General features: G+C 46.6%; 12 protein-coding genes. 4 read left to right on the top strand and 8 right to left on the bottom strand.

Features of this window, described 5'->3' with window-relative positions; all coding sequences use genetic code 11:
* Positions 1–202 precede the first annotated feature (202 nt).
* From AC1RNB_RS16165 to AC1RNB_RS16155, 3 genes are all read left to right on the top strand, one after another.
* Positions 203–4,855 (top strand): T9SS type A sorting domain-containing protein, encoded by a 4,653-nt coding sequence (locus AC1RNB_RS16165; protein ID WP_493084502.1) that lies wholly within the window; start codon positions 203–205, stop codon positions 4,853–4,855.
* Positions 4,856–4,964: 109 nt separating this feature from the next.
* Positions 4,965–5,516, top strand: a complete 552-nt coding sequence (locus AC1RNB_RS16160) for a DUF421 domain-containing protein (RefSeq protein ID WP_493084501.1) — start codon at positions 4,965–4,967, stop codon at positions 5,514–5,516.
* Between the two features lie 122 nt (positions 5,517–5,638).
* Positions 5,639–9,163: a M43 family zinc metalloprotease gene (locus AC1RNB_RS16155; RefSeq protein WP_493084500.1), complete on the top strand. Its 3,525-nt coding sequence runs from the start codon at positions 5,639–5,641 to the stop codon at positions 9,161–9,163.
* On the opposite strand, the gene AC1RNB_RS16150 is transcribed toward AC1RNB_RS16155, so the two are convergent.
* The 3 genes from AC1RNB_RS16150 to AC1RNB_RS16140 form a co-directional block, all read right to left on the bottom strand.
* The gene (locus AC1RNB_RS16150) at positions 9,164–10,798 is read right to left on the bottom strand and encodes an OstA-like protein (protein WP_493084499.1); all 1,635 of its coding nucleotides are present in this window, start codon (positions 10,796–10,798) and stop codon (positions 9,164–9,166) included.
* A gap of 5 nt (positions 10,799–10,803) precedes the next feature.
* Positions 10,804–11,808: an MlaD family protein gene (locus AC1RNB_RS16145; protein ID WP_493084498.1), complete on the bottom strand. Its 1,005-nt coding sequence runs from the start codon at positions 11,806–11,808 to the stop codon at positions 10,804–10,806.
* Positions 11,809–11,880: 72 nt separating this feature from the next.
* Complete coding sequence (locus AC1RNB_RS16140; protein ID WP_493084497.1) at positions 11,881–12,774, bottom strand: N-acetylmuramoyl-L-alanine amidase family protein; 894 nt, start codon at positions 12,772–12,774, stop codon at positions 11,881–11,883.
* A gap of 200 nt (positions 12,775–12,974) precedes the next feature.
* On the opposite strand from AC1RNB_RS16140, the gene AC1RNB_RS16135 reads away from it, so the two are divergent.
* Positions 12,975–15,617, top strand: a complete 2,643-nt coding sequence (locus AC1RNB_RS16135) for a putative LPS assembly protein LptD (RefSeq protein WP_493084496.1) — start codon at positions 12,975–12,977, stop codon at positions 15,615–15,617.
* Here AC1RNB_RS16135 and AC1RNB_RS16130 read toward each other — a convergent pair.
* The 5 genes from AC1RNB_RS16130 to AC1RNB_RS16110 form a co-directional block, all read right to left on the bottom strand.
* Positions 15,611–16,381 carry a lysophospholipid acyltransferase family protein gene (locus AC1RNB_RS16130; RefSeq protein ID WP_493084495.1) on the bottom strand — a complete coding sequence of 257 codons (771 nt, stop codon included), beginning with the start codon at positions 16,379–16,381 and terminating at the stop codon, positions 15,611–15,613. The genes AC1RNB_RS16135 and AC1RNB_RS16130 overlap by 7 nt on opposite strands.
* 21 nt (positions 16,382–16,402) lie before the next feature.
* Positions 16,403–17,140: a uracil-DNA glycosylase gene (gene ung, locus AC1RNB_RS16125; RefSeq protein WP_493084494.1), complete on the bottom strand. Its 738-nt coding sequence runs from the start codon at positions 17,138–17,140 to the stop codon at positions 16,403–16,405.
* A gap of 588 nt (positions 17,141–17,728) precedes the next feature.
* Complete coding sequence (locus tag AC1RNB_RS16120) at positions 17,729–19,414, bottom strand: gliding motility-associated C-terminal domain-containing protein (RefSeq protein ID WP_493084493.1); 1,686 nt, start codon at positions 19,412–19,414, stop codon at positions 17,729–17,731.
* Positions 19,415–19,520: 106 nt separating this feature from the next.
* On the bottom strand, positions 19,521–19,943 hold the full coding sequence (locus AC1RNB_RS16115; RefSeq protein WP_493084492.1) for a hypothetical protein: 423 nt from the start codon (positions 19,941–19,943) through the stop codon (positions 19,521–19,523).
* A 260-nt stretch (positions 19,944–20,203) separates the two neighbouring features.
* Positions 20,204–21,181 carry an ABC transporter ATP-binding protein gene (locus AC1RNB_RS16110; RefSeq protein WP_493084491.1) on the bottom strand — a complete coding sequence of 326 codons (978 nt, stop codon included), beginning with the start codon at positions 21,179–21,181 and terminating at the stop codon, positions 20,204–20,206.
* Positions 21,182–21,254: the final 73 nt, after the last annotated feature.

Genomic DNA, 21,254 nt, shown 5'->3' with positions numbered 1-21,254 from the left:
CCAAACCCTGCTGTCTTGAATCAATTCTACGATTGCGGATGCTGCCATCTTATATATCCTGCGGTAAGGCATCCGTATTCGGGTGCTGTATGCACGTATCCTTTACTATCAGATCAAAAAAACTTAGTAACACCCAATAGGGTTGTTGCTGTTTTGTTATATCCGGTAAATCCTCCTGTTACTACCCTTAAATAGTATGTCCATGAAAAACATTTTTACACAACATTTTCTACAAAAAAGAAATCTGCTGACCATCCTGTTCAGTCTTTTTACTTTGCTTGGGTCAGCGCAAACAACCTACTATGCTTCTCCCGCCGGTTCGGGTAACGGGTTATCGTTACTTACGCCTACGAGTTTGCAGAATGCGGTGAGCCTTTCTGTAGATGGAGATATTATCAAACTGGCCAACGGTGTATACCCTTTAACGGCCACCTTGAACCTGAACCGTTCCCTCACTATTGAAGGCGAGAGTGAAGCAGGCGTGGTGATCAATGCAACGGCGGTTCCGGCCAATGCCTGGGCCATCAATGCCAATAGATCAAACACGACCCTGAGTAATTTCACCCTCTTGCCCAGTGCTGCGAGTGGATATCCGATACATGTAGCTTCCGGTGGACCCAACCCTCCGCCCGTACTCACGAATATTTACCTGCACCATATCACGATTAATGGAGCCAAGCGTACGGCGTTTGATCTGAATGGTGTAACCAATGTTAGCCTGCGTTATCTCACCGCTACCAACAGCACGGGTGGTAACGGGATCCAGATCAGTGGTGGATGGAATGTAACAGCGGATCATATTACCACCAGCGGCAATGCCTGGGGTGGAATTGCGGTATATGTTTCCAAACCCTATCCTTCCGGCTTGGGAAGAGGGTCTAACAATGTAGTGATTGATGTAAGCAGTTCCAGTATCGGTGAAACAAGACCGGTATATGTGCAGGATGAATCCGGTTTTATCAATACCAATATACAGGTACCCGGCATGGATTATCTTGTAAAGAACAGTAACCTGGTAGGATATACTTTGTATTATGCTACCAAAGCAGATGCGCTGGCCGTAGCGGCAGTTCTTCCGCTACCTGCCAATAATCCGGAATTATCTACCATCAAACAGGTATCAACCGGAAAATACATAGTAGGTGCCGGTATGAAGATCCAGACAGCGGTTAATGCAGCGGCTGTGAATGAGGTAGTAACAGTAGAAGCAGGCATGTATCACGAAGATGTGAACATCAATAAAACCATCACTTTACAGGGAGCAGGCATTGATATCACTACGGTAAGTGGTGTAGCTGGTGGCGGTTCTGCCACTTTCCAGATCGCTGCCAATCAGGTAGTGATTGAGGGTATGACCATTACCCGCGATGGTAATACCGTGGCTACCTGGAACAATCCATTGAACTCAGCCGGTATCGCTATTCAAACGGTGGGTAATGCGGAGATCCGTAACTGCCGTTTCTTTGGCAACCGCACCGCTATTGATATTAATAACAGTAACGGAAATAACATCCATCATAATATTATTTCAGATAACAGATCAGGCCTGCTGTTCCGAAATACCACCAACCAAACAAATGTTACCAATAATTTCATCACCGATAACTGGACGGTAGGAATTCTTTTCCTCGATGCCAGTGGTGGAACCAATAACCCTGTTCAGTCTGCCGCCAACAGTGTATTCAGCAACAATAATATCAGCGGTAACTGGTATGGCCAGGTGGTTGATCGTCAGTCGGGCGGATCTCTGCCCGCGCCAGGTGCCAACCTCAAACAGTTCACCTGTAACTGGTATGGTACACTTGCACCGGTGGTATCTACCGGCAATTCGGTTGAACCGGGTTATGCAGCACAAATTCCGGTTGCGTATGGAGGAACAGCCGTGGCGCCTGGGGCACAACCCGATATTCTCGGTACGGCTTCTGCCAATATTGTTTATGCACCGTATCTGACTAGTGGAATGGATGCTGATCCCCTGCAAACTGGTTTTCAACCCACAGGAAATAGTTGTCAAAGTCCGCTGCGTAATGTACAGTTAACCGCTACCACACCTGTATCCTGCTTTGGAAATAATACCGGATCTGCCACGATTACTTATGAAGAAGGAGTCCTCGCTGTTTTGTATAGTGTGGATGGTGCAACACCTGTTGCAGCACCTGCTTCACCATTCACAGTCAATGGGCTGGCAGCCGGATCGCACACCATTGTGGTAACAGATGCAGCGGGTAATAGTGGTGCTGTTAGTTTCCAGACCAACGGACCTGTTGCGCCATTGTTGGCTAATTTTACATTTACGCCCATTTTGTGTAATGGCGGTATGAGTACACAGAATGTAACCATCACTGGTGGTACCGCTCCTTATACTATGACCAATCAGGGTGGTGGTGCATTTGTACTGGGTGCAGCAGAAGGAGTAACCTATGGAGGTACTACCCCCAATACCTATGCGGCCAATTATACATATACTGTAACAGATAGCAAGGGCTGCACATATACTTTCCAGGCAGATATTATCCAACCGGATCCTATCACGGTTCAATACAGCGCTACACCGATTCTGTGTAACGGTGGTTTAAGTACCGAGAGCATCACCATACAGGGTGGTACGGCACCTTATACCGTTACCAACCAGGGTGGAGGTGCATTGGTGATCGGGGCACAAAGCGGTGTTACCTATCATGGAAATACTTATGCGGCTGCTTATACATATACGGTAACCGATGCCAATGGTTGTACGTATACATTTAATACAAGTATTACCCAGCCCGCACTGCTAACTGCATCGGCAGTTGCTACGCCTATTGTATGTAATGGGTTATCTACTGTTACCATCAGTGCCAATGGTGGTAAAGCACCTTATGCCGGTACTGGGTTGTTTCAGGTAGCTGCCGGAACACATCAGTTTACCATCACCGATGCCAATGGCTGTAGTCAAACGGTTACGGTTAGCCCAACTGTGGTTCCGGATACAGAGAAACCTGCCATCACGGCTCCGTTTGAATATGGGGTTGTGAGCGAGCCTGGTCAGTGTGGTGCCCATATCACCGATATCGGAACACCGGTTGTGACTGATAATTGCGGCATATTAAGTGTAACCAATGATCACCCCTCTACGTTCTATCCCGTTGGAACAACGGTGGTAACCTGGAAAGTAACAGACCTGAGCGGTAATGTAAACGACACCGCCAAACAACTGATCACCGTCATCGATAATGAATTACCGGTGATCACCAGTTTGCCTGCCAATCAGTCGTTCTGTGCCAATGGAACCAATACCTATACCATTCCGGCATTGTTGGCTACAGATAACTGTGGCATTTTCTCTATCAGTTATACCATCACCGGCGCCACCAACAGAACCGGTACCGGTAATAATGCCAGCGGATTGTTTAATGTGGGCGTTTCAACTATCAAATGGGCAATAAGCGATGCAGTATATACTGTATACCGAACTACCACAGTTACCATCAATATGATACCATCAACGGTGATCACGGCGAGCAATGCAGATGCATTCTGCAACAGTGTTACCTTAACAGCCGGAGCGGGTAGCTCTTATCTGTGGAGTACGGGTAGTACTGCTCAGCAGATCACTTTAGGCCAGTCTGATGGAGATGGAATATACTCGGTTACCGTAACGGTAAACGGTTGCGCCAGTGCACCTGCCACATATACCTATCAGAAACAAAACCTCGTTAGCAGTTATACGATCCTGGCAGAGAAAGAAGTAAAACTGGGCGAGAACAATAAAGTAAACAGCGGAAGTGTAGGGGTTCGTTCTGTAAGAGGCGAAGCGGAGTTCCGAAGTAACAGTTCCGTATCATCACCGGGTTCTTTTGTAAAAGCGGCCCGCATCCATAAAAAGGGTTGGAATATCGCCATCAGTAATCCGATCTACAGTGCAGCTACGGGTATCAGTTTACCTGCGATGTACCTGAACAATACCAACACAAACTATCTGCCTAATAAAGAAGTAGCAGCCAACAGTGTTGGTACGGTAACCGGTAACTACAAAAACCTGGTACTGAAAAAAGGATCCCGCACCATTGTTACGGGTAACCTGTTTGGCAGTATCCGCGTAGAGCAGGGGGCACAGGTTGTCTTTACTTCTGCCACCGTAAACATGGGCAAACTGGAAGTAGTAAAAGGCCCGCGTAATGGCTACAGTTATATCCGCTTCAGCGGCGATACCCGTGTGCTGGTAAGTGGTAGTGTAACAGTGGGCAGCCAGGTATATATCAACCCCGATAACCACAAAGTAACTTTCTATATGGGCGATACGCGTTCAGACGAAGAGAAGTTTACCGTGAAGGGAGGCGATACCAAAGTAACGGCCAATATCTATATCCCGAATGGTAAATTAAAAGTAACGGGTGGCTATAGTTACGGCCATGATAACAGGGATGATGATGAGGAAAGCTGTTATGGCCAGGGCAATAGTTATGTAAACATGACGGGATTATTTATAGCCGAAGAAGTAGAAGGTAACGGCAAGAATGTGATCTGGAACAGCTTCAGCTGTGGATCATCACCGGTACCTGTATTGAATTACAGCCAGTCAGTTACCCAATCTGTAACAGGCGATAAGAGCGAAACCACGAGTGAAGAAGCTTTACAGATTACGGTACTACCCAACCCGAGTACCACTTACTTCACACTGAAATTATCGAGCCGTTATACAACGCCGGTAACCATGCGTGTGGTGGATGAGAGTGGCAGGGTGGTAGATGCGAGGTCAGGCATCGGTGCCAACAGTACCATCCAGATAGGACATGCGTATCTGAGCGGTATATACTTTGCAGAAATGACACAGGGTACACAGCGTAAACTGTTAAAACTGATCAAGATCAGGTAAAAAATCATACGTCCCCAAACACAAGCAGGTGCCCAAGGGTGCCTGTTTTGTTGTAGGGTAAGAACTTCAGCAGATTACTGTAATTTAGGTTTCTACAAAACCGAAAAAAATGAATACGCTACAAATCAGCTGGCAGTTGCTGGAGAAACCGTATATAGGCATTGCGGCGCGTTCGCTGGCCGTGTACCTGTTCCTGATCATCGCGATCCGGATTTTCGGAAAAAAAGAACTGGCCCAGTTATCTGTGATTGATCTGGTATTTATCTTACTCATCAGTAATTCTGTGCAGAATGCGATGGTAGGACCCGATACAACACTGGAAGGTGGACTGATTGCCGCCGCTGCTTTATTTGCTGCTAATTTTACCTTGAAAAAACTTCTTTACAGCAACCGCTTTCTCAGCAGCCTGGTACAGGGAGATGCCATATTGCTGATCTATAAGGGAAAGATAAATCATGCCCATTGCAGGGAAGCCGAAATAACCACAGAAGAACTTATGGCAGCCATACGCGAACATGGTGCCAGAGATGTTGGGGAAGTTGATCTGGCTATGCTGGAAGTAGATGGTAATATCAGTGTGGTGAGTAACGGGTTTCAGAAAAGGTCGCAGGTGGCCCATCCACGCAAACACCGCTTAAAAGGCCGCTTATTCAAAAAATAACTGCCGGCAGATTTTTTCCCGAAAACTGAACAAGCTGTGCTTGGTATCTGCTTTTTTTATATCTTGTTTCCCCATACCCCACCCGTATCAAATCTGATAGTTGATTCAAATGATTGTGTGATATGCGATTTTTTCCGTTCGCGGCAGCTTTGCTGCTGTCTGTTTTATTGTGCATGTCGGGGTATGCTTTGGCGCAGGCAGGAAAGTCTCCTTCGGCCTATCTCGATTCTATCCTGTTACAGCAGGGGCAACCCAAATCGGTTTGCGGTAGCGATTACCAGTTAACCCAACTGCGGAAAGATCCGCTTGTGATTGCCAGAGAGCGGAAAATGAATGAGGATATTTTACGCGTGCTCAACAACCAGGTAACCATGAACGGCGGCAGCGGAACCAGCGCCGATCCTTATGTGTTGCCCGTTGTTTTCCATATTGTACACAGTACGGATCCTTATGCCATTACCGATGCACAGATCATCAACGCAGTAAAAGACCTGAATGATGCGTTCAGTAAAAGCGGAGCCTATGCTGCCAGTGTGGGTGCTGATACCAAAATCCGTTTCGCACTGGCCCAGACTGATCCGGATGGGGGGCTTACCAAAGGAATTACCCGTACGAAGTCTTTTTTTGCAGACAATATGCATATGAGTCTGGACGATTTTAAAATGAAAAGACTGATGCAGTGGGACCCGGTGAAATACATCAATATCTGGCTCGTCAGAAATATTGCCGGTGAGATCAGTGCTACTTTCAGCTGCGGCGTATGGTCGAGAATGAATGCAGGCGGATATGCCACCATGCCTTTTTCAGTCAATGGCTCCTCGCCAACAGACGGCATTGTGATCACTGGTTTTGGCCCTTTGCTGGCGCATGAAATGGGGCATTACCTCGGGCTATACCATACTTTTGAAGGGTACTGTTTCAACAATAACTGCGCTACCGATGGCGACAGGGTCTGCGATACACCACCCGACGGATCCACAGGTGCATCCAGCTGCAGCAGTCCTACCAATTCCTGTAATTCCGATACAGCTTCTAATTATTCAAACGGTTTTTTTCCGAAAGATGTGCCTGATCAGGTGAGTAATTTCATGGATTACAGTAATACTTCCTGCAGTAACCAGTTTACAGAAGGGCAGGCTGCCAGAATGCGTGCCGCTATTGCCACGCAGCGGAATGGCCTCATCAATAACCTGATGAATAAACCCTGCAGCGATAATGTATTGGCCTCTTTTACCCGCGATAACAGCAACCCAAAGATCAACGACCTTGTCAGTTTTACCAATACTTCGGTAAATGCGGCCAGTTATGAATGGCTGATCGATGGGGTATCCAAAGCCACCACTGCTAATTTCACTAATACGTTTACTACTGCACAGCGGTTCAAAGTTACTTTAAAAGCTACCCATAGCAGCGGTTGTGTGTCTACCGCCACCGATTATGTATGGGTGAACTGCGGTGTAACTGCCAAATTCTGGAACAACAAACAACTGATTGCTTCCAAAACAGGGGTGCTGAATGATACCATTCTCTTTACGAATAATTCTGTAGGAGCCAGCTCTTATCAATGGATCAAAACCAATAATAGTGGCACGGGACGAGAAGTAATTACCAGTAATGCAGCCGGAGGCGGCGCCAATGATCTGAACTATGTGTTTCCGGATCCGGGTTTTTACCGTATCAAACTGATCGCTTCTGATGGTGCCTGTGTGGATAGTACATTAGATTTGTTTGTCAACATTGTTGATCCCACTCCTAATGCATATGTCTCCATTTATTCAGCTTATTGCAACCAGCAAACCAAAGTGAACCTCTATGTGGTTGCCTGTAATTTCGGATATGCACCCATACTGCCCGGCATGCCCATCAGTTTTTATGATGCTGATCCCCGGTTACCCGGTGCCAAAAAAATAGATACCACATTTATACTGAAAGATACGTTGAAGGGGATTTGCTGCGGTACTACTTATCCGCTAACGCTGGATGTAAAACGCCCCGGGCTCGATCAGCTCTATGCCGTAGTGAACGATGCAGGTACGGCCATTCCGATTGCTTTACCCAATACCTCTCTGAAAGAAACCAATTATATCGATAATGTAGCCTCCCTTACCAATTTCCGTTTCAGGGCCACGGTTACACCGGCCAACCCGGTTTTACGACCCGGAGATACCCTTCGCTTAAGCGTACAAACCTTTCCGGACCCTACATTCAATTCTACTTTTTTGTGGGATACGCCCAAACAGCTCAGTTGCTCTACCTGCACCACACCCTTGTTTACGGCCGATTCTACCCGCATCAAAAAAGTGTATGCCAAAAGTTTTCTGCAGTGCTTTGACACGGCTACCGTTACCCTGACGGTAATACAGCCCGATGATTTTACTGTAAAAGTGAATAGTGCGGAATGTGCCGGGGCCGATAGCATGACGGTAAACCTAACCGTAAACAGCCAGGTAGTAGGGGCGGGTATACCTAAGAATCTGCCGATTGCCATTTACAATAATGACCCTTCGGTAGCCGGAACCCAATTGTTGCCGCCTTTGTTTCTGGTACCCGATAGTACTTTTACGCTGCAGCAGAATTATACGTTTAAAGTGAAAAAAACAACCACCGGCAGCGTGTATGCAGCTGTGAACAATAGCAATACAACAGTGCCGGTTAGTTTTGCCAGCCCGCCTTTCTTTGAAAATACAGTCACCAATAATATTTCGGCGCCCAAAGCCTATACGCAGATCACCAAAGTGATTGATACGACCATCTGCAATGGCGATACGGTACTGGGCCGAACCGTTTCGGGAACCTATACCGATGCGTTTGTAACAGCCGGTGGCTGCGATAGTATACGCATATTGAACCTGACCATTAAGCCGGTGGCGGTTACACGTACAACAGTTGCTATCGGAATATGTGAAGGACAGAACTATGAAGGATATACCAAAGCGGGCACGTATATCAATGTGTTTAAAGGATCGAACAGCTGCGATAGTATCCGCACACTGAACCTGACCGTCAATCCCAATAAAAGCCGGACCAATTCCGTACAGATCTGTAAAGGAGATAGCTACCTCGCCGGTGGAAAATTGCAGACCACAGCAGGTACCTATGTTGATTCTCTAAAGACTGTTGTTGGTTGCGATTCCGTTGTAACCACTATTCTTACCGTAGTGCCCGTACCGGCCAATTTTCTGCCATTGGATACCACTTTGTGTATTGGCAAAACTTTGCCCATTGTATTGTCTTATCCCACTACACTGTGGAGTGATGGGAGCACCGGTAATTTCTTTACTATCAGCCAGGCAGGGTCTTATACGGCGCAGGTGGTAGACAGGAATGGGTGTAAGGGAAATGATACGGTGAACGTATTGTTTAACCGATGTATTCCCATCCAGATCCCGGATGCATTTTCTCCCAATAATGATGGTAAAAACGATGTGTTCAAACCACTGATCGGTGCCCCGGTTACCAATTACCGCATGCAGATCTGGAACCGCTGGGGACAGCTTGTTTTTGAAACAAGAAATATTTCGCAGGGTTGGAATGGAAAATACCTGTCTGAATTACAACAGAACGGAGCTTACGTTTATTATTTCACGTTAACCGACCCGGATGGTGTACTGATTGAAAAGAAAGGAACCCTGATCCTGATTCGATAATTAATTAGCCAGAATATCGAATTTGGTTTTCGGACGGATTTTATCCAGCCATTGAAAGCCGCGGATCTTCAGTTCTTCATGATTGGCCTGCCGCATGGGGTAGGAAGTGCCATCAAAACCGCGGATAAAAGAAACCCGTTTGGGTTTGCTGTCATCAAACAGCATATCTATTACATCAGCACTGGATTTACTGACGCCGATAAAACGGTTCTGCTCATCCTGTCCGTAATACACGTTCTCCGCATTCCCCTTGGCCCGCATAAAATAGATCTTGCCATCTTCAAACAAGGCATTGATGGTAGTACTCTTCAGTTGATTGAAGAACTGGGTACTGTCTACTTTACTGATGGCCATAGCGTTTTCAAAAACAAACATCCGCTCGGGCTTTTTATTCTTTACATAGAGATAAATGGTATCGCCGGTAATCTGGTTATCCTTGGCCCAGATTACCGGGTTGCGGAATAAACGGAACACGGAATCCTGTAAGGAATAAAACAAACTATCGCCCACGGCCTGCAAAGAATCTGAGAAGATCTTAACGTTGAAATAGGCTTCAAAATATTTATTGGTACTGTCTGTGGCGTTTTTACTGCTGTCGGTTACTTTTCTGATGCCAACTGTATCCCTGATCAAAGGCACTTTTCTCGTTTTCAGCAGGTCAGATAAACGCGCCGTATACAAAGTGTCGGCAGATACATAAATCGAATCGGACCCCTGTTTGATCAGCAGAATGGGTTTTTCGGTAGCGAGCAGAATATCTTTTTTCCGGTCTGTTTTAATATTGTTGGCAATCATATCAAAACCCTGTGCCGTATCTTTTCCCCGGTACACGGCATTACCCCTGAACTCGCCCAGTTTGGTAGAATCATCCACGGCCATATCATCTGCCGTAAACGTATACGTGCTGTCTTCGATCACCGAGCGTTTGTTCAGGATGCCACGTTTGTTCTTCATGTCAAAATAACCCTGCCGGGTTGTAATCACCCGTCGGCCGCTGTCACTATAGATTTTGGTAGGAGAGGTGAAGGTGGCTATTTCGGTTCCCGTGTTGTATTGAAGGGTGTCGGTAACCACTTTGTATTCCGGATCTATCAGCAATACATTTTTCTTAAAGACCACATCCTTGGTATCGCCATAATAGTAACCTTCTTTACTCGTAAGGGTTGTTTTTTTATTTACCACTTTACCGCCATTCAAATAAGTGCCGATCTTAACCGTTACATCGTATTCCAATGCCTCTGTGGTCAGTTGTCCTTTGCCGTCTGTGAGCCGTACTTTTTTATTGAGGAAGGCCTTTTTCTCTTTGCCGAGGTATTTCAGGTACTGTGAATACGTGTGCACACTGTCTGCATCGTTGATGTGGATATTACCAAATGCCTCCAGCGAATTATCTATTTCGTTCAGTACAATACTGTCTGCAAAAAAATCGGTCTTCTCCTGCCTTACATGCGCTTTCCCCGCAAGCGAGAAGTATTTATGCAGCGAGTCAACCGTCAGCATATTCAGCCGGTCTGCATAAATGATCTCCAACAGTTTGCCTTCCTGTTTAGCTGTATCCGGGGCCGGACGTTGTGCCATACCCACCTGTACCAAACATAACAGGAAACAGGTATATAGTAATCGTTTGATCAGCATCAGGATTATTTCTGGATAGAAGAGTCGTTAAGCGGCGCAGTTAAAGGGATGCTTTTGTCTTTCCTGCCAAACACAGATACATTCACATACCTCTTGGGATGCACCCGCAGGTCATCCAGCAATATATTGGCGCTACGTACGGTATTGGTGAGGTTATTGTACAGCGTTTTATCATTCATCAGTTTACCCAGCGATCCGTCCTGCGAATTTAATTTGGCTACCACCGCATTCAGTCCGGCAATCGTGGCTTTCAGGTTTTCTACACTGCCCGCAATATCTGCTTTGGCCAGGTTATCGGTCGTTTTTTCAACATTGCCGATCATCCGGGTCACTTTTTCGTTGTTGTCAGACAGGTTTTTGGTAAAACTTGCCACATTGTTCATAGATTGGGTTACCGCACCTGTTTGCTGGTTCAGCATGGCCTGTAAACTGGCAGAAGAAACCACCAGGCTGGCCGTGGTTTTATTGATATTGGCAATGGTCTGCTGCAGGTTGTTTTTGGTATTGGGGTCGAAAATAGTGTTGATATTCTTCAGCACACTATCGAGTGATTGCACCGTAAGTTTGATCTGGTCGCCAACCGGCCCCAGTTTGTTCATCAGGCTACCCATCAGGCCATCCTGCGAAGCCGTGGCCAGGGTATCGCCCACATTCAGGTATTGTTTGGCATTGCCCAATGCAATCGAAATACTGGCCGGCCCCAGGGGATTATCCTTGATGGTGGCTACCGAGTTTACGGGGATATTGTAATTGCTCTTCAGTTTGATGGTAACCACAATCGTACTCAGGCTCTCGTCCAGGTTTTCGATATCATCTACCGAGCCCACCTGGAAACCGTTTACATACACAGGATTGGATACCATAATGCCTTTTGAATCGGTATACTTGGCATGCAGGTAATTCCCTGTTTTGAAAAGGGTCTTTCCTTTCAGAAAATTAAAGCCCAGGATCAGCATGGTAATGGCGATGGCGGTCAAAGCTCCCACCTTCGTTTCGTTCGAAATTTTCATAGGCACAAATCTACGGTTTATTGGCCTGAAGCAAGACGTGAACCCCTGTTAAAATGAGCAGCGGTTACCCGTTTACCGGCCATTGGTATTGGATACCTGTTTTTCGAGTGAGTATTTATAGCGTTTGATGGCCCTTACCAGTACTTCACAAATCTCGCGCTGGCCCTCTTCGCTGTTCAGGTAAGCTTCTTCCTCCGGGTTAGAGATAAAACCGGTTTCTACCAATACGGCCGGCATGGCTACGGCCTGTAATACCCAGATTCCTTTCTGCCGTTGTTTGGCCTCCCTGCTGATGCGGCCCACTTTCTGAAACTCTTCCTCAATGGTAAGGGCCAGGTTGGCGCTGCGCGAGAAATAAGTCTGGGTTTTCATATTGATGATCATCATCTTAGCAGGGTCTGTTGGATTAAAATCTTTCAGTTCCCTCGCCGATACACTATCGAGGTAATTATCTTCATTTTCCCGCAAGGCGGCTTTGGCTTCATTGCTTTTATCCACCCCATAAATAAAGGTTTCGGTTCCCTTGGCTGTATTGGGGGTGGTCCAGGTGCGGTAGTCTTTTACTTTTACGGTATAGGCTTTCTTTTTCTTTCCCTTGCCTTTATAGCGGGTTACTTCATTGTATCCGATGAATTCTCTATGCCGCTGCGGCCCCCCGCCTTCGTTCACATGGATACATACAAATAAATCGCCTTTTTCGCGGTTGGCAATCTGGGCTTTGCGGGTTACCGGATCAAAAATATCGGTGGTTCGGGTTAAATAGGTTTCCACATCCGGGATCTCGGTACGGATCAACTCGTTTAATTTGAGAGAGATGGCCAGCGCAATATCCTTTTCTTTGGAAAACCCGCCCGAAGCGCCAAAATCACTGCCACCATGGCCCGGATCAATAATGATCTTGCGAAGCGGTTGCTTCTGTACAGGCGTGCCGGACACCTGCCCGGCGGCATGGAATGAGATAGCCATGGAAACCATACTTAACAAAATCAAAGCAGCGAACCGTCTTCTCATCATATCATTTCGTTAAAGGATTTTACCAGAAATAGCTTTTACACTGTCAAGACCCTATTTTTGCCCCTGTGATCATGCGCAAACTCAGCAAATTTACTACAAAATCAGCCCCGGCTTTGGCAGTTGCCGGCTGTTTGCTCATATTAACATTTTGCGTGAGGGCCGCTGTATCTCCCGTGGGTATTCCGAAATGGGATAGGGCAGTGGCAAAAGATACCGTTCCTGCCGTTAAAAAAACGGACAGTATATTGCCCGCCACCCGGCCCCAAAAACTACCCGCAGATACCGGTTTACTAAAAAACCCACCCGATTCAGTGGTAAAAGTGGACAGTATCCGAATGTCCAAAGACTCGGTAGATGCCATCGTTAAATACCATGCAGACGATTCGGGGGTATTGATCATTGCCACCAAGGATCTGTTTTTATATGGCAAAGCCAAAACAGACTACAAAGACCTGCAGCTCGAAGCCGCTACCATTCAATACGACCAGCAATCCAAAACAGTGCGGGCCTATGGCGCTACCGACAGTACGGGCGATATTGCTACCAAACCCCAGTTTACACAGGGCGAGTTAAAAACCATCAGCGATTCTATCTTCTTCAACCTCGAAACACAGAAAGCCTATACCAAGAATACTTTTTTCCAGGAGGGAGAAATTTTTGTGAATGCCCGTTACCTGAAAAAGATCAGTGCCGATGAAGTGTTTGCCCGCGATGCCCGTTTTACCACCTGTAACCTCGATACCCCGCATTTTGCCTTCCGGGCAAGGCGGATGAAAATCATTAATAATAAACTGGGTGTTACCGGCAGGGTATATCCAGAAATTGAGTCCGTACCCATTCCCATGATTTTTCTGCCCTTCGGTCTGTTTCCGCTGAACCGGGTGCGACATTCGGGGGTACTGTTTCCGGCCTTTACTTCAAGCGAAGACTTTGGATTGGGATTGGAAGGACTCGGTTATTACAAAGTATTTGGCGAGCACGTAGATGTAACCACCCGCGCCAATCTCTATTCTTACGGCGGCTGGAATGTGAATGTGAATTCGAAATACATCATGCGGTACAAGTACACGGGTAGTGTGAACATCACTTTCCAGAATACCAAAACATTAAACCGCAGTGCTTTCAGTACAGATGAATTCAGCAAGTCGCAGTCGTACATGATTAACTGGAGCCATAGCCGCGATAGCCGGGCCAGGCCGGGTACCAATTTTGGTGCCAACGTAAATTTTGGCAGTACCAAATTCAACCGCTCGCTGCTGAATAACCCTTACCAGAATTTTCAGAACCAGTTAAGTTCTTCTATCAGTTATTCCAAAGACTGGCGCGGCAAATACAATCTATCGGTTAACATGAACCATAACCAGAACAGTAACTCCGGACTGGTAAACCTGAATCTGCCTACGGCTACTTTTAACGTGGTCACTTTTTATCCCTTCCAGAAAAAAGATGCCATTGGTTCGGGTAAATGGTATGAGAAAATAGGTATCGGTTATAGCGGAAACCTGCAGAACCAGGTTTCCTTCTACGATAGTGCCTTCAGTTTTAAGAGGCTGATTGATACCGTTCAGTGGGGAGCAGTACACAATATTCCGATTACTTTAAGTCTGCCAGCCTTGGGCCCCTTTACCGTATCGCCCAGCATTTCTTATGAAGAGCGCTGGTATGGGCAACGGAATTTTAAAAAGTGGAATTCAGCTACTTCCAAAGTAGACACTACCGTTCAGAAAGGCTTGTACACGGCGCGTCAGATGTCGTTTGGACTGGGCATCAATACCCGGATTTTCGGAACCTATAAGTTTTCGCCCAAAAGCAATATCATCGCCATCCGCCACGAGATCAGGCCAACCATCTCTGTCAGTTATCACCCTGATTTTGCTGCCAAATACCATTACTCCACCCAGGTAGATACTTCCGGCCGCCAGGTTCGTTTTTCGCAGTTCGACGGGGGTATTATCGGTACTTTTTCGGAAGGGGCTTTTGGCGGTATCGGGTTCGGGATCGATAACCTGTTAGAGATGAAAGTGAAAGACCCCAACGATACCACGGCCAAGGGAAGAGAAAAGGGTAAAAAAATAAAACTCATTGAAGGCTTTGGTTTTAACTCATCGTATAATTTGTTGGCCGATAGTTTTGCCTTGGGTAATTTTTCTATCTATGCCAGAACCACTTTGTTTGAGAAACTGAATATCACTGCATCGGCCAACCTCGATCCCTATGATGTAGATAACAAGGGGTATCGCCTCAAAAAAATCCTGTTCGATCCACGCAGGTTTAAATTCGGTAGAATTACGGGCGGAAATATCGCCATGTCTACTTCTTTCAGCAGTAAATCCAAAGACGGTAAAACCGATAAAAACAAAGAATTACCCGTGGATCCTTTTATGACACCGGATGAACAACAGCGCCAGCTGCAGTTTGCCCGCGCCAATCCCGCAGAGTTTACCGATTTTAATATTCCCTGGTCGCTTACTTTTTCTTATTCGCTTAACTTCTCGCGCTTGTTAAAAGCTGATTACAGCGGTTATGAAACGCAGACCAATTCGAGCCTCAACTTTAATGGCGATTTCAGTTTAACACCCAAATGGAAAGTAGGGGCTACGGGTTATTACGATGTATCCAAACAGTCCTTGCAGCAGTTAAGCACTTTTATCTCTCGCGAAATGCATTGCTGGCAGTTATCCATCAACGTTACACCGATTGGTCTCTACCGTTCCTTCAATATCATGATCAGTCCCAAATCCGGCATCCTGCGCGATCTGAAGATCAACCGCAGCAGAACTTTCTCCAGTTACTGATGATCGTTGGCTGCATAATAGTCCCACATCTGTTTGAATATTTTCTCTTTCAGTTCCTCACTCGAAATACCCTGTGATGAAACCGCCGGCAGAAAATGCATTTCCAAACGGTGCGGCATCAGGTAGAAAAATTTATTGGCAGGAAATACTTTTTTGGTGTGAAAAAGGATCGCAGGTAAAATGGGTTTGCCGGTATCGGTAGCCAGGCGGAATGCCCCATCATAAAACTTTTTCAGCGGATCGCCGGTACGGTTACGCGTTCCTTCGGGATAGATCAGCATATCGAGACCAATGGCGAGGATATTTTTCATGTCGTCGATACTTTTTCTGCGGCTGGCATCGCTGTTACGGTCTACCAGCACACTGCCAAACGTATAGATCCATCCAAAAATGGGCACTTTGGTAAAACTCTTTTTGGCAATGGTTTTATTGGCGCGTGGCATAAAAGGCGTACTCACCGGTACATCCATCAAACTGTTGTGGTTGCAAACGATGATATAATTCTGCCCATCGATAAAATGTTCCTTGCCTCTGATGCGCAGCGGACAACCGATCAGGTGCAGGTACACAAACATCCAACCCCGCGAAGCATGCCTGTGCCAACGGGCCCGGGCCGGCTCTTTCAGGAAAAAGCAGGGCAGGTAAAAAAAGATGGCGATCAGTAAAGTGCTGATAAATAAAACCAATCCCCACAAAGCCCAGAGCCTTGCAAAAATGGCAGCGAATATATTTTCCTTTTCGGTAGTGGTTTGTGTAGCCTGCATGTATGGTTGCGCTGTTTGCTTTTATTTGGTCGGACTCCAATCAATCGGTGCCAGTCCCTGTTTCATCAATACTTCATTGGTTCTGCTGAAATGACGGCAGCCAAAAAATCCTTTGTCGGCACTGAAAGGCGAGGGGTGAGCCGCTTTTAAAACGGTGTGTCTGGTCTCGTCTATCAATACCTGTTTTTCCTGTGCAAATTTACCCCAGAGTAAAAATACCAGCCCGCTTTTTTCGGCCGATAGTTTTTTAATCACCGCATCGGTAAAATCCATCCAGCCTATTTTGGAATGACTGGCCGGTTCATTGGCCCTTACCGTTAAGATGGCATTCAATAAAAAAACACCCTGTTGCGCCCATTTGGTCAGGTTGCCTGTTTTGGGGATGGGTAAACCGATATCGCTATGTAACTCTTTATAAATATTCACGAGTGAGGGCGGAGGCGGTACACCATCCGGAACGGAGAAACTTAATCCATGCGCCTGCCCGGGATTGTGGTAAGGATCCTGCCCCAGGATCACCACTTTTACTTCGTTGAACGGAGTGGTATTAAAAGCATTGAAAATCAGTTGGCCGGGCGGATAAACGGTGCTGCCGCTGGCTTTCTCTGTTTTTAAATGTGTGGCTACCTGCAGAAAGTAAGGCTTGGTAAATTCATGCTTCAGCACAGCTTTCCAACTGGGGTCAATTTTTACATCCATCGGGTAGTGTATGGGTGATTGAATGCCGAAGGTAATGAAAGGGACTACTGCCGCATACATTTATCTGTTTTGATTGAAAAAATAACGGATAGTCTATGTACGGAATCAAAAGAAGTCTCCGTGTGCCTCTGTTGCTCTGTGTCTCCGTGTTGAAAAGGGATTGTGATGAGGGAAAGTTTTTTCAAGACAGGGAAAGGATTGGCGGATTCACTTACCAATATTGGTCTGGCACTATTAGGTGTTTGGATAAAGAAATGTAACCAGATGTCTCCACCGCTCTGAAGAGCGGAGCAAAAGGAATAGACGATTTGCCACGCTCTTCAGCTTGCCACGCTCTTTAGCTTGCCACGCTCTTTAGAGCGTGGATGCAAAGAATAAACCTATTTCTGGTGGGACTTCAGCCCCGGGTAGCAAAATATAATATTCCGACCGATAATATTTAGAGCCCGTTTAAAAGTAAAGTTTTCAAATACCATCGACCTATTGAAATTTCATAATAGGTGTACTATTTATCTCGATAAGCACCTGCCAAGCTGGCGGCTCACAGCTCACAGCTAGTAGCTTAAAACGATGATCTTGCATTTTTAAACAGGCTCTTAGCATAGGGAAGTTTACATGCTATTTCAACACAGAGATAAGTGGCGTGTATCAGCGGATAATGGTTACACTGCCACCTACCGCAGGCATTTCGGCGGAAACTTTTATTACGTAATAGTAGGTGCCAACAGGTTGATCAATACCCTTGTATTTACCATCCCAGGGTTTGGTGTAGCCGGTGGAGCGGTAGAGCAATTGTCCCAGCCGGTTAAAAATACTGACGGAACATTCCGGGTAAAGATCCAGTACCGGCACTTCCCATACATCATGCACCCCATCGCCATTGGGCGAAAAAGCATTGGGGGCAACAATGGGCGGTTCGCCAACAACAACGGTTACGGGCATCACTACACTGCATCCTCCCGCATTGGTTCCCTTGATATAATACGTGCCTGTTTTCTTCACCGCATCGGGATCGGGTAAGGGGATAGTGGCCTGTGCATCTTTCCAGAAAGTGAATATGATGCCGGTGGTATTACCGGTAATGATATCATAGAGGTTTACCGAATCCGGCCGGATAGCAGGGTTGGGGTTATTGATATCGAGGATGGGATAACTCGAGATATTTACCACCACCGCTTTTACAGACGCGCAACCCGCAGTGTTGGTCGCTTTCACATAATAAGTGCCGCTTTTTGTGATCTGTTTGGGGGTGGCGAGATAATTGGTGAGTGAGGGGTCTGTATAGTAGCTTAAACTGAGTCCGGGAGTACTGCCCGCCGTAACGAGACTGTCTGTCAGATCTACTCCATTGGAGATGCATTCCTGTATGGGTGCATTAGGTGTTTTCAGGTTAATCACTTCCGAAGAATATTCGATAGTGGCATATACGGTATCAATACAGCCCTGGCCAATATAAGGTGTTACTTCTACCGCAAATACACTGTTAACCGGCGGCACAGGTTTGAAGCGCAGGGTGATGGAAGTATCCAGCAGTTGGGAAAAATCACTGTTAAACCAACGGTAACCCGCAAAACCGAAAGGGGCCGTTAAAGCCTGGGTAGTATCGCTGGCGCATTGCACATTTCCCGAAATGGGAGAGGAACAGTTTTCATTCACATCCACATAGGCATACCCAAAATGGCCACCACGGGTACAATCGTTGGTGGTAAATTCCAGGCGGATGGTTTTGCCCGCATAACCCGATAATTTGATGGTTACCGGAGTCCACCCTTTAAAAAATACACTATCCCGCACCACCGACTGCTGAAAACCGGGAAGATTGGAAGAGGCCGCATAGGAAAAAGAACTGCAGTCAATATATTTTCCACCGCTTACATCAAATACATTGGCGGTGAATTTTGGTTGTTCCCATTCCTGGTGTCCGGGGTTCTGAAACACCACAGCATAATTATAAATAAGACTGTAATTGTTCTGGTTGGGCGGAATCGTAAACGTATAACTCACCTGTTCCGCCTGCCGGTTTACCTGCGCATTACCGAGCTGAATGGAATAACCACTGCCATTCGGACAACTGACAGGGAATCCCCCGTAGAGATCAACCTGTGATGGATTATTGTTCTGGATGATGGTATGACGACCATTGATCTGGGAACTGTAAGACAAGGTAATGGTGCCGTTATTACTGCTGATCTGTCCTGCGCTGCATTCCCAATTATCGAAATTGCCTTTTTCAAAACCGATATTGGGTGGACATTGTGCCAGGCTTATGCCGGTAAATAAAAGGCATACCGTACACAGCAGAAACGGTAAAACCCTCAGATAACGTTGATTCATACTGTACCGGATAACATGGAACGGGAAACCAAGATACTGATAAATCAAAGAAGAATTATCCGGAATACATGACTGGTTAGAGGAGATGACAGGTGAAACTTTCTACTTACCGGAGGTTATTGAAGAGATTGATGAGACTGATCCAATCGTTCTCCGTGGTAAGGGTGAGTTTGTTGTCTTCAATATGTTTGTTCAGCAGGGGCCATTTGGCGGCCAGGTCGGCCGTGGTTCTCGTAAAAACAGAATCAAATGACTGGCGCGATAAGGAAACCCGGATCGGTTTGCGGCCATTAAAACCCGCATCTTTTTTCAGCAGTGTGTACACGGTAATAAAATCCTTGCCATCTCCCTGTTTCAGTTCCTTGTTCAGGGTCAGTGTTCCCTGTACCAGCGAGGCTTCGAATGAACTGGGTGTGGCCGTGGCAATGGTTTTGGGTGCTGCAGTTGTTTTGGTAGCAGCCGGTTTGGTTTGTGCCATCCCGCTTACAGTCAGTACAACCAGGGCAGTAACAAGTAAGAATGATTTCATAACGGTGAATTGATAAACGAACTGCAAATATCGTTCTGCAGACAGGATTATTATGCAAAGTTACGAAAAACCCCAGATTAGCTGGGGGATGCAGGTGGTGCTAGATCTGTGTGGGGTAGATATTTAGTTAATCTATTGATTTATAGACTATTAATCTGTTCTCCTCTGCGTAAACTCCGCTTCTCTGTCCCTCTGCGGTGAAATGGGGCGTACCTTCACCGCGGAGCCGCAGAGAACAGGGAGGTTTCGCAGAGAAAACATTATTTCTGGTCCGGTTGCCGGATAAGGATATCCACCTCATCCCCAACCAAAAAGCCTGTTTCCATGGTTTTTACCGGAATGGTTTTGCCGCCTATCTGCAGTTCTGCCACTGAAAAACTACCCCAGAAACGGATTTGCTGAATGCGGCCCTTAACCCCACCATTCCCTGGTGCTACCATCCGGAATTGCTCGGGGCGCAGTAGATACTGATCACCCAACAACGGTGCACCACTGCTTCCACCCAGTACACGCCATTCATCGGCGGTGAGCAATATATAGGAACCCAGCAGTCCGGCCACATATTCATTCATGGGATGATGATACACAAATCTTGGTGCACCCTGCTGCACCAGTTTACCCGCTTTCATCACCAGCAGTTCATCGGCCCAGGAAAGGGTATCGAGCGGATCGTGTGAAGTGAGGATGCAACTGATCTGTAAACGGCTGCTCAGATCCTCCAGCACTTCTTTCAGTAATTGTTTATGAATAGGGTCGAGGTTAGAGAAGGGCTCATCGAGCAACAACAAACGCGGCGAACCTGCGAGTAAGCGGGCCAGCGCAATGCGTTGTTTTTCGCCACCGGATAACTGGTGGGTTTTGCGGGAGAGCAGGTGACTGATCCGGCAAACCTCGAATAAAGTATCGGCCTCGGACTGCGGTAAACGGGTACCCATTTCCAGCCATTCGCCTACGCGGTAATTGTTACGGAGTTCATAGTGCTGCGACAGGTAGGCAATACCCGGATGGCCATGGATGAGCTGAAAATCCGGCCCCATCACTTTTTCATCCTCGAAAAAAATGGAACCGCTGCTGGGTTGTACCAGACCCGCTATCATTTTCAGCAAACTGCTTTTACCCGAACCGGTTTCGCCGGCAATGGCCAGTTTCTGAAAACGCGCCTGCTCAAAACTGATATCGGCTACCACCGTAGCGTCCTGTATTTTTTTGGTGAGATGCGATATGGATAAAAACCCCATGAACTGTTTGTATTGGAATGGTTGAAAAATGAAGGTACTACTGAGTTCTGCTATTAAAACGGGTTAGCGTGAA

The organism is Sediminibacterium sp. GW821-FHT12F12, from assembly GCF_058806635.1.
This window is presented reverse-complemented; position numbering and strand designations above follow the sequence as displayed.

Excerpts from the sequence above, each read along its gene's own strand:
- AC1RNB_RS16145 (WP_493084498.1), bottom strand. The coding sequence starts at position 11,808 with ATGAAAATTTCGAACGAAACGAAGGTGGGAGCTTTGACCGCCATCGCC.
- AC1RNB_RS16155 (WP_493084500.1), top strand. The coding sequence starts at position 5,639 with ATGCGATTTTTTCCGTTCGCGGCAGCTTTGCTGCTGTCTGTTTTATTG.
- ung (WP_493084494.1), bottom strand. The coding sequence starts at position 17,140 with ATGTATGCGGCAGTAGTCCCTTTCATTACCTTCGGCATTCAATCACCC.
- AC1RNB_RS16165 (WP_493084502.1), top strand. The coding sequence starts at position 203 with ATGAAAAACATTTTTACACAACATTTTCTACAAAAAAGAAATCTGCTG.
- AC1RNB_RS16140 (WP_493084497.1), bottom strand. The coding sequence starts at position 12,774 with ATGGCTATCTCATTCCATGCCGCCGGGCAGGTGTCCGGCACGCCTGTA.
- AC1RNB_RS16120 (WP_493084493.1), bottom strand. The coding sequence starts at position 19,414 with ATGAATCAACGTTATCTGAGGGTTTTACCGTTTCTGCTGTGTACGGTA.
- AC1RNB_RS16130 (WP_493084495.1), bottom strand. The coding sequence starts at position 16,381 with ATGCAGGCTACACAAACCACTACCGAAAAGGAAAATATATTCGCTGCC.
- AC1RNB_RS16160 (WP_493084501.1), top strand. The coding sequence starts at position 4,965 with ATGAATACGCTACAAATCAGCTGGCAGTTGCTGGAGAAACCGTATATA.
- AC1RNB_RS16110 (WP_493084491.1), bottom strand. The coding sequence starts at position 21,181 with ATGGGGTTTTTATCCATATCGCATCTCACCAAAAAAATACAGGACGCT.
- AC1RNB_RS16150 (WP_493084499.1), bottom strand. The coding sequence starts at position 10,798 with ATGCTGATCAAACGATTACTATATACCTGTTTCCTGTTATGTTTGGTA.
- AC1RNB_RS16115 (WP_493084492.1), bottom strand. The coding sequence starts at position 19,943 with ATGAAATCATTCTTACTTGTTACTGCCCTGGTTGTACTGACTGTAAGC.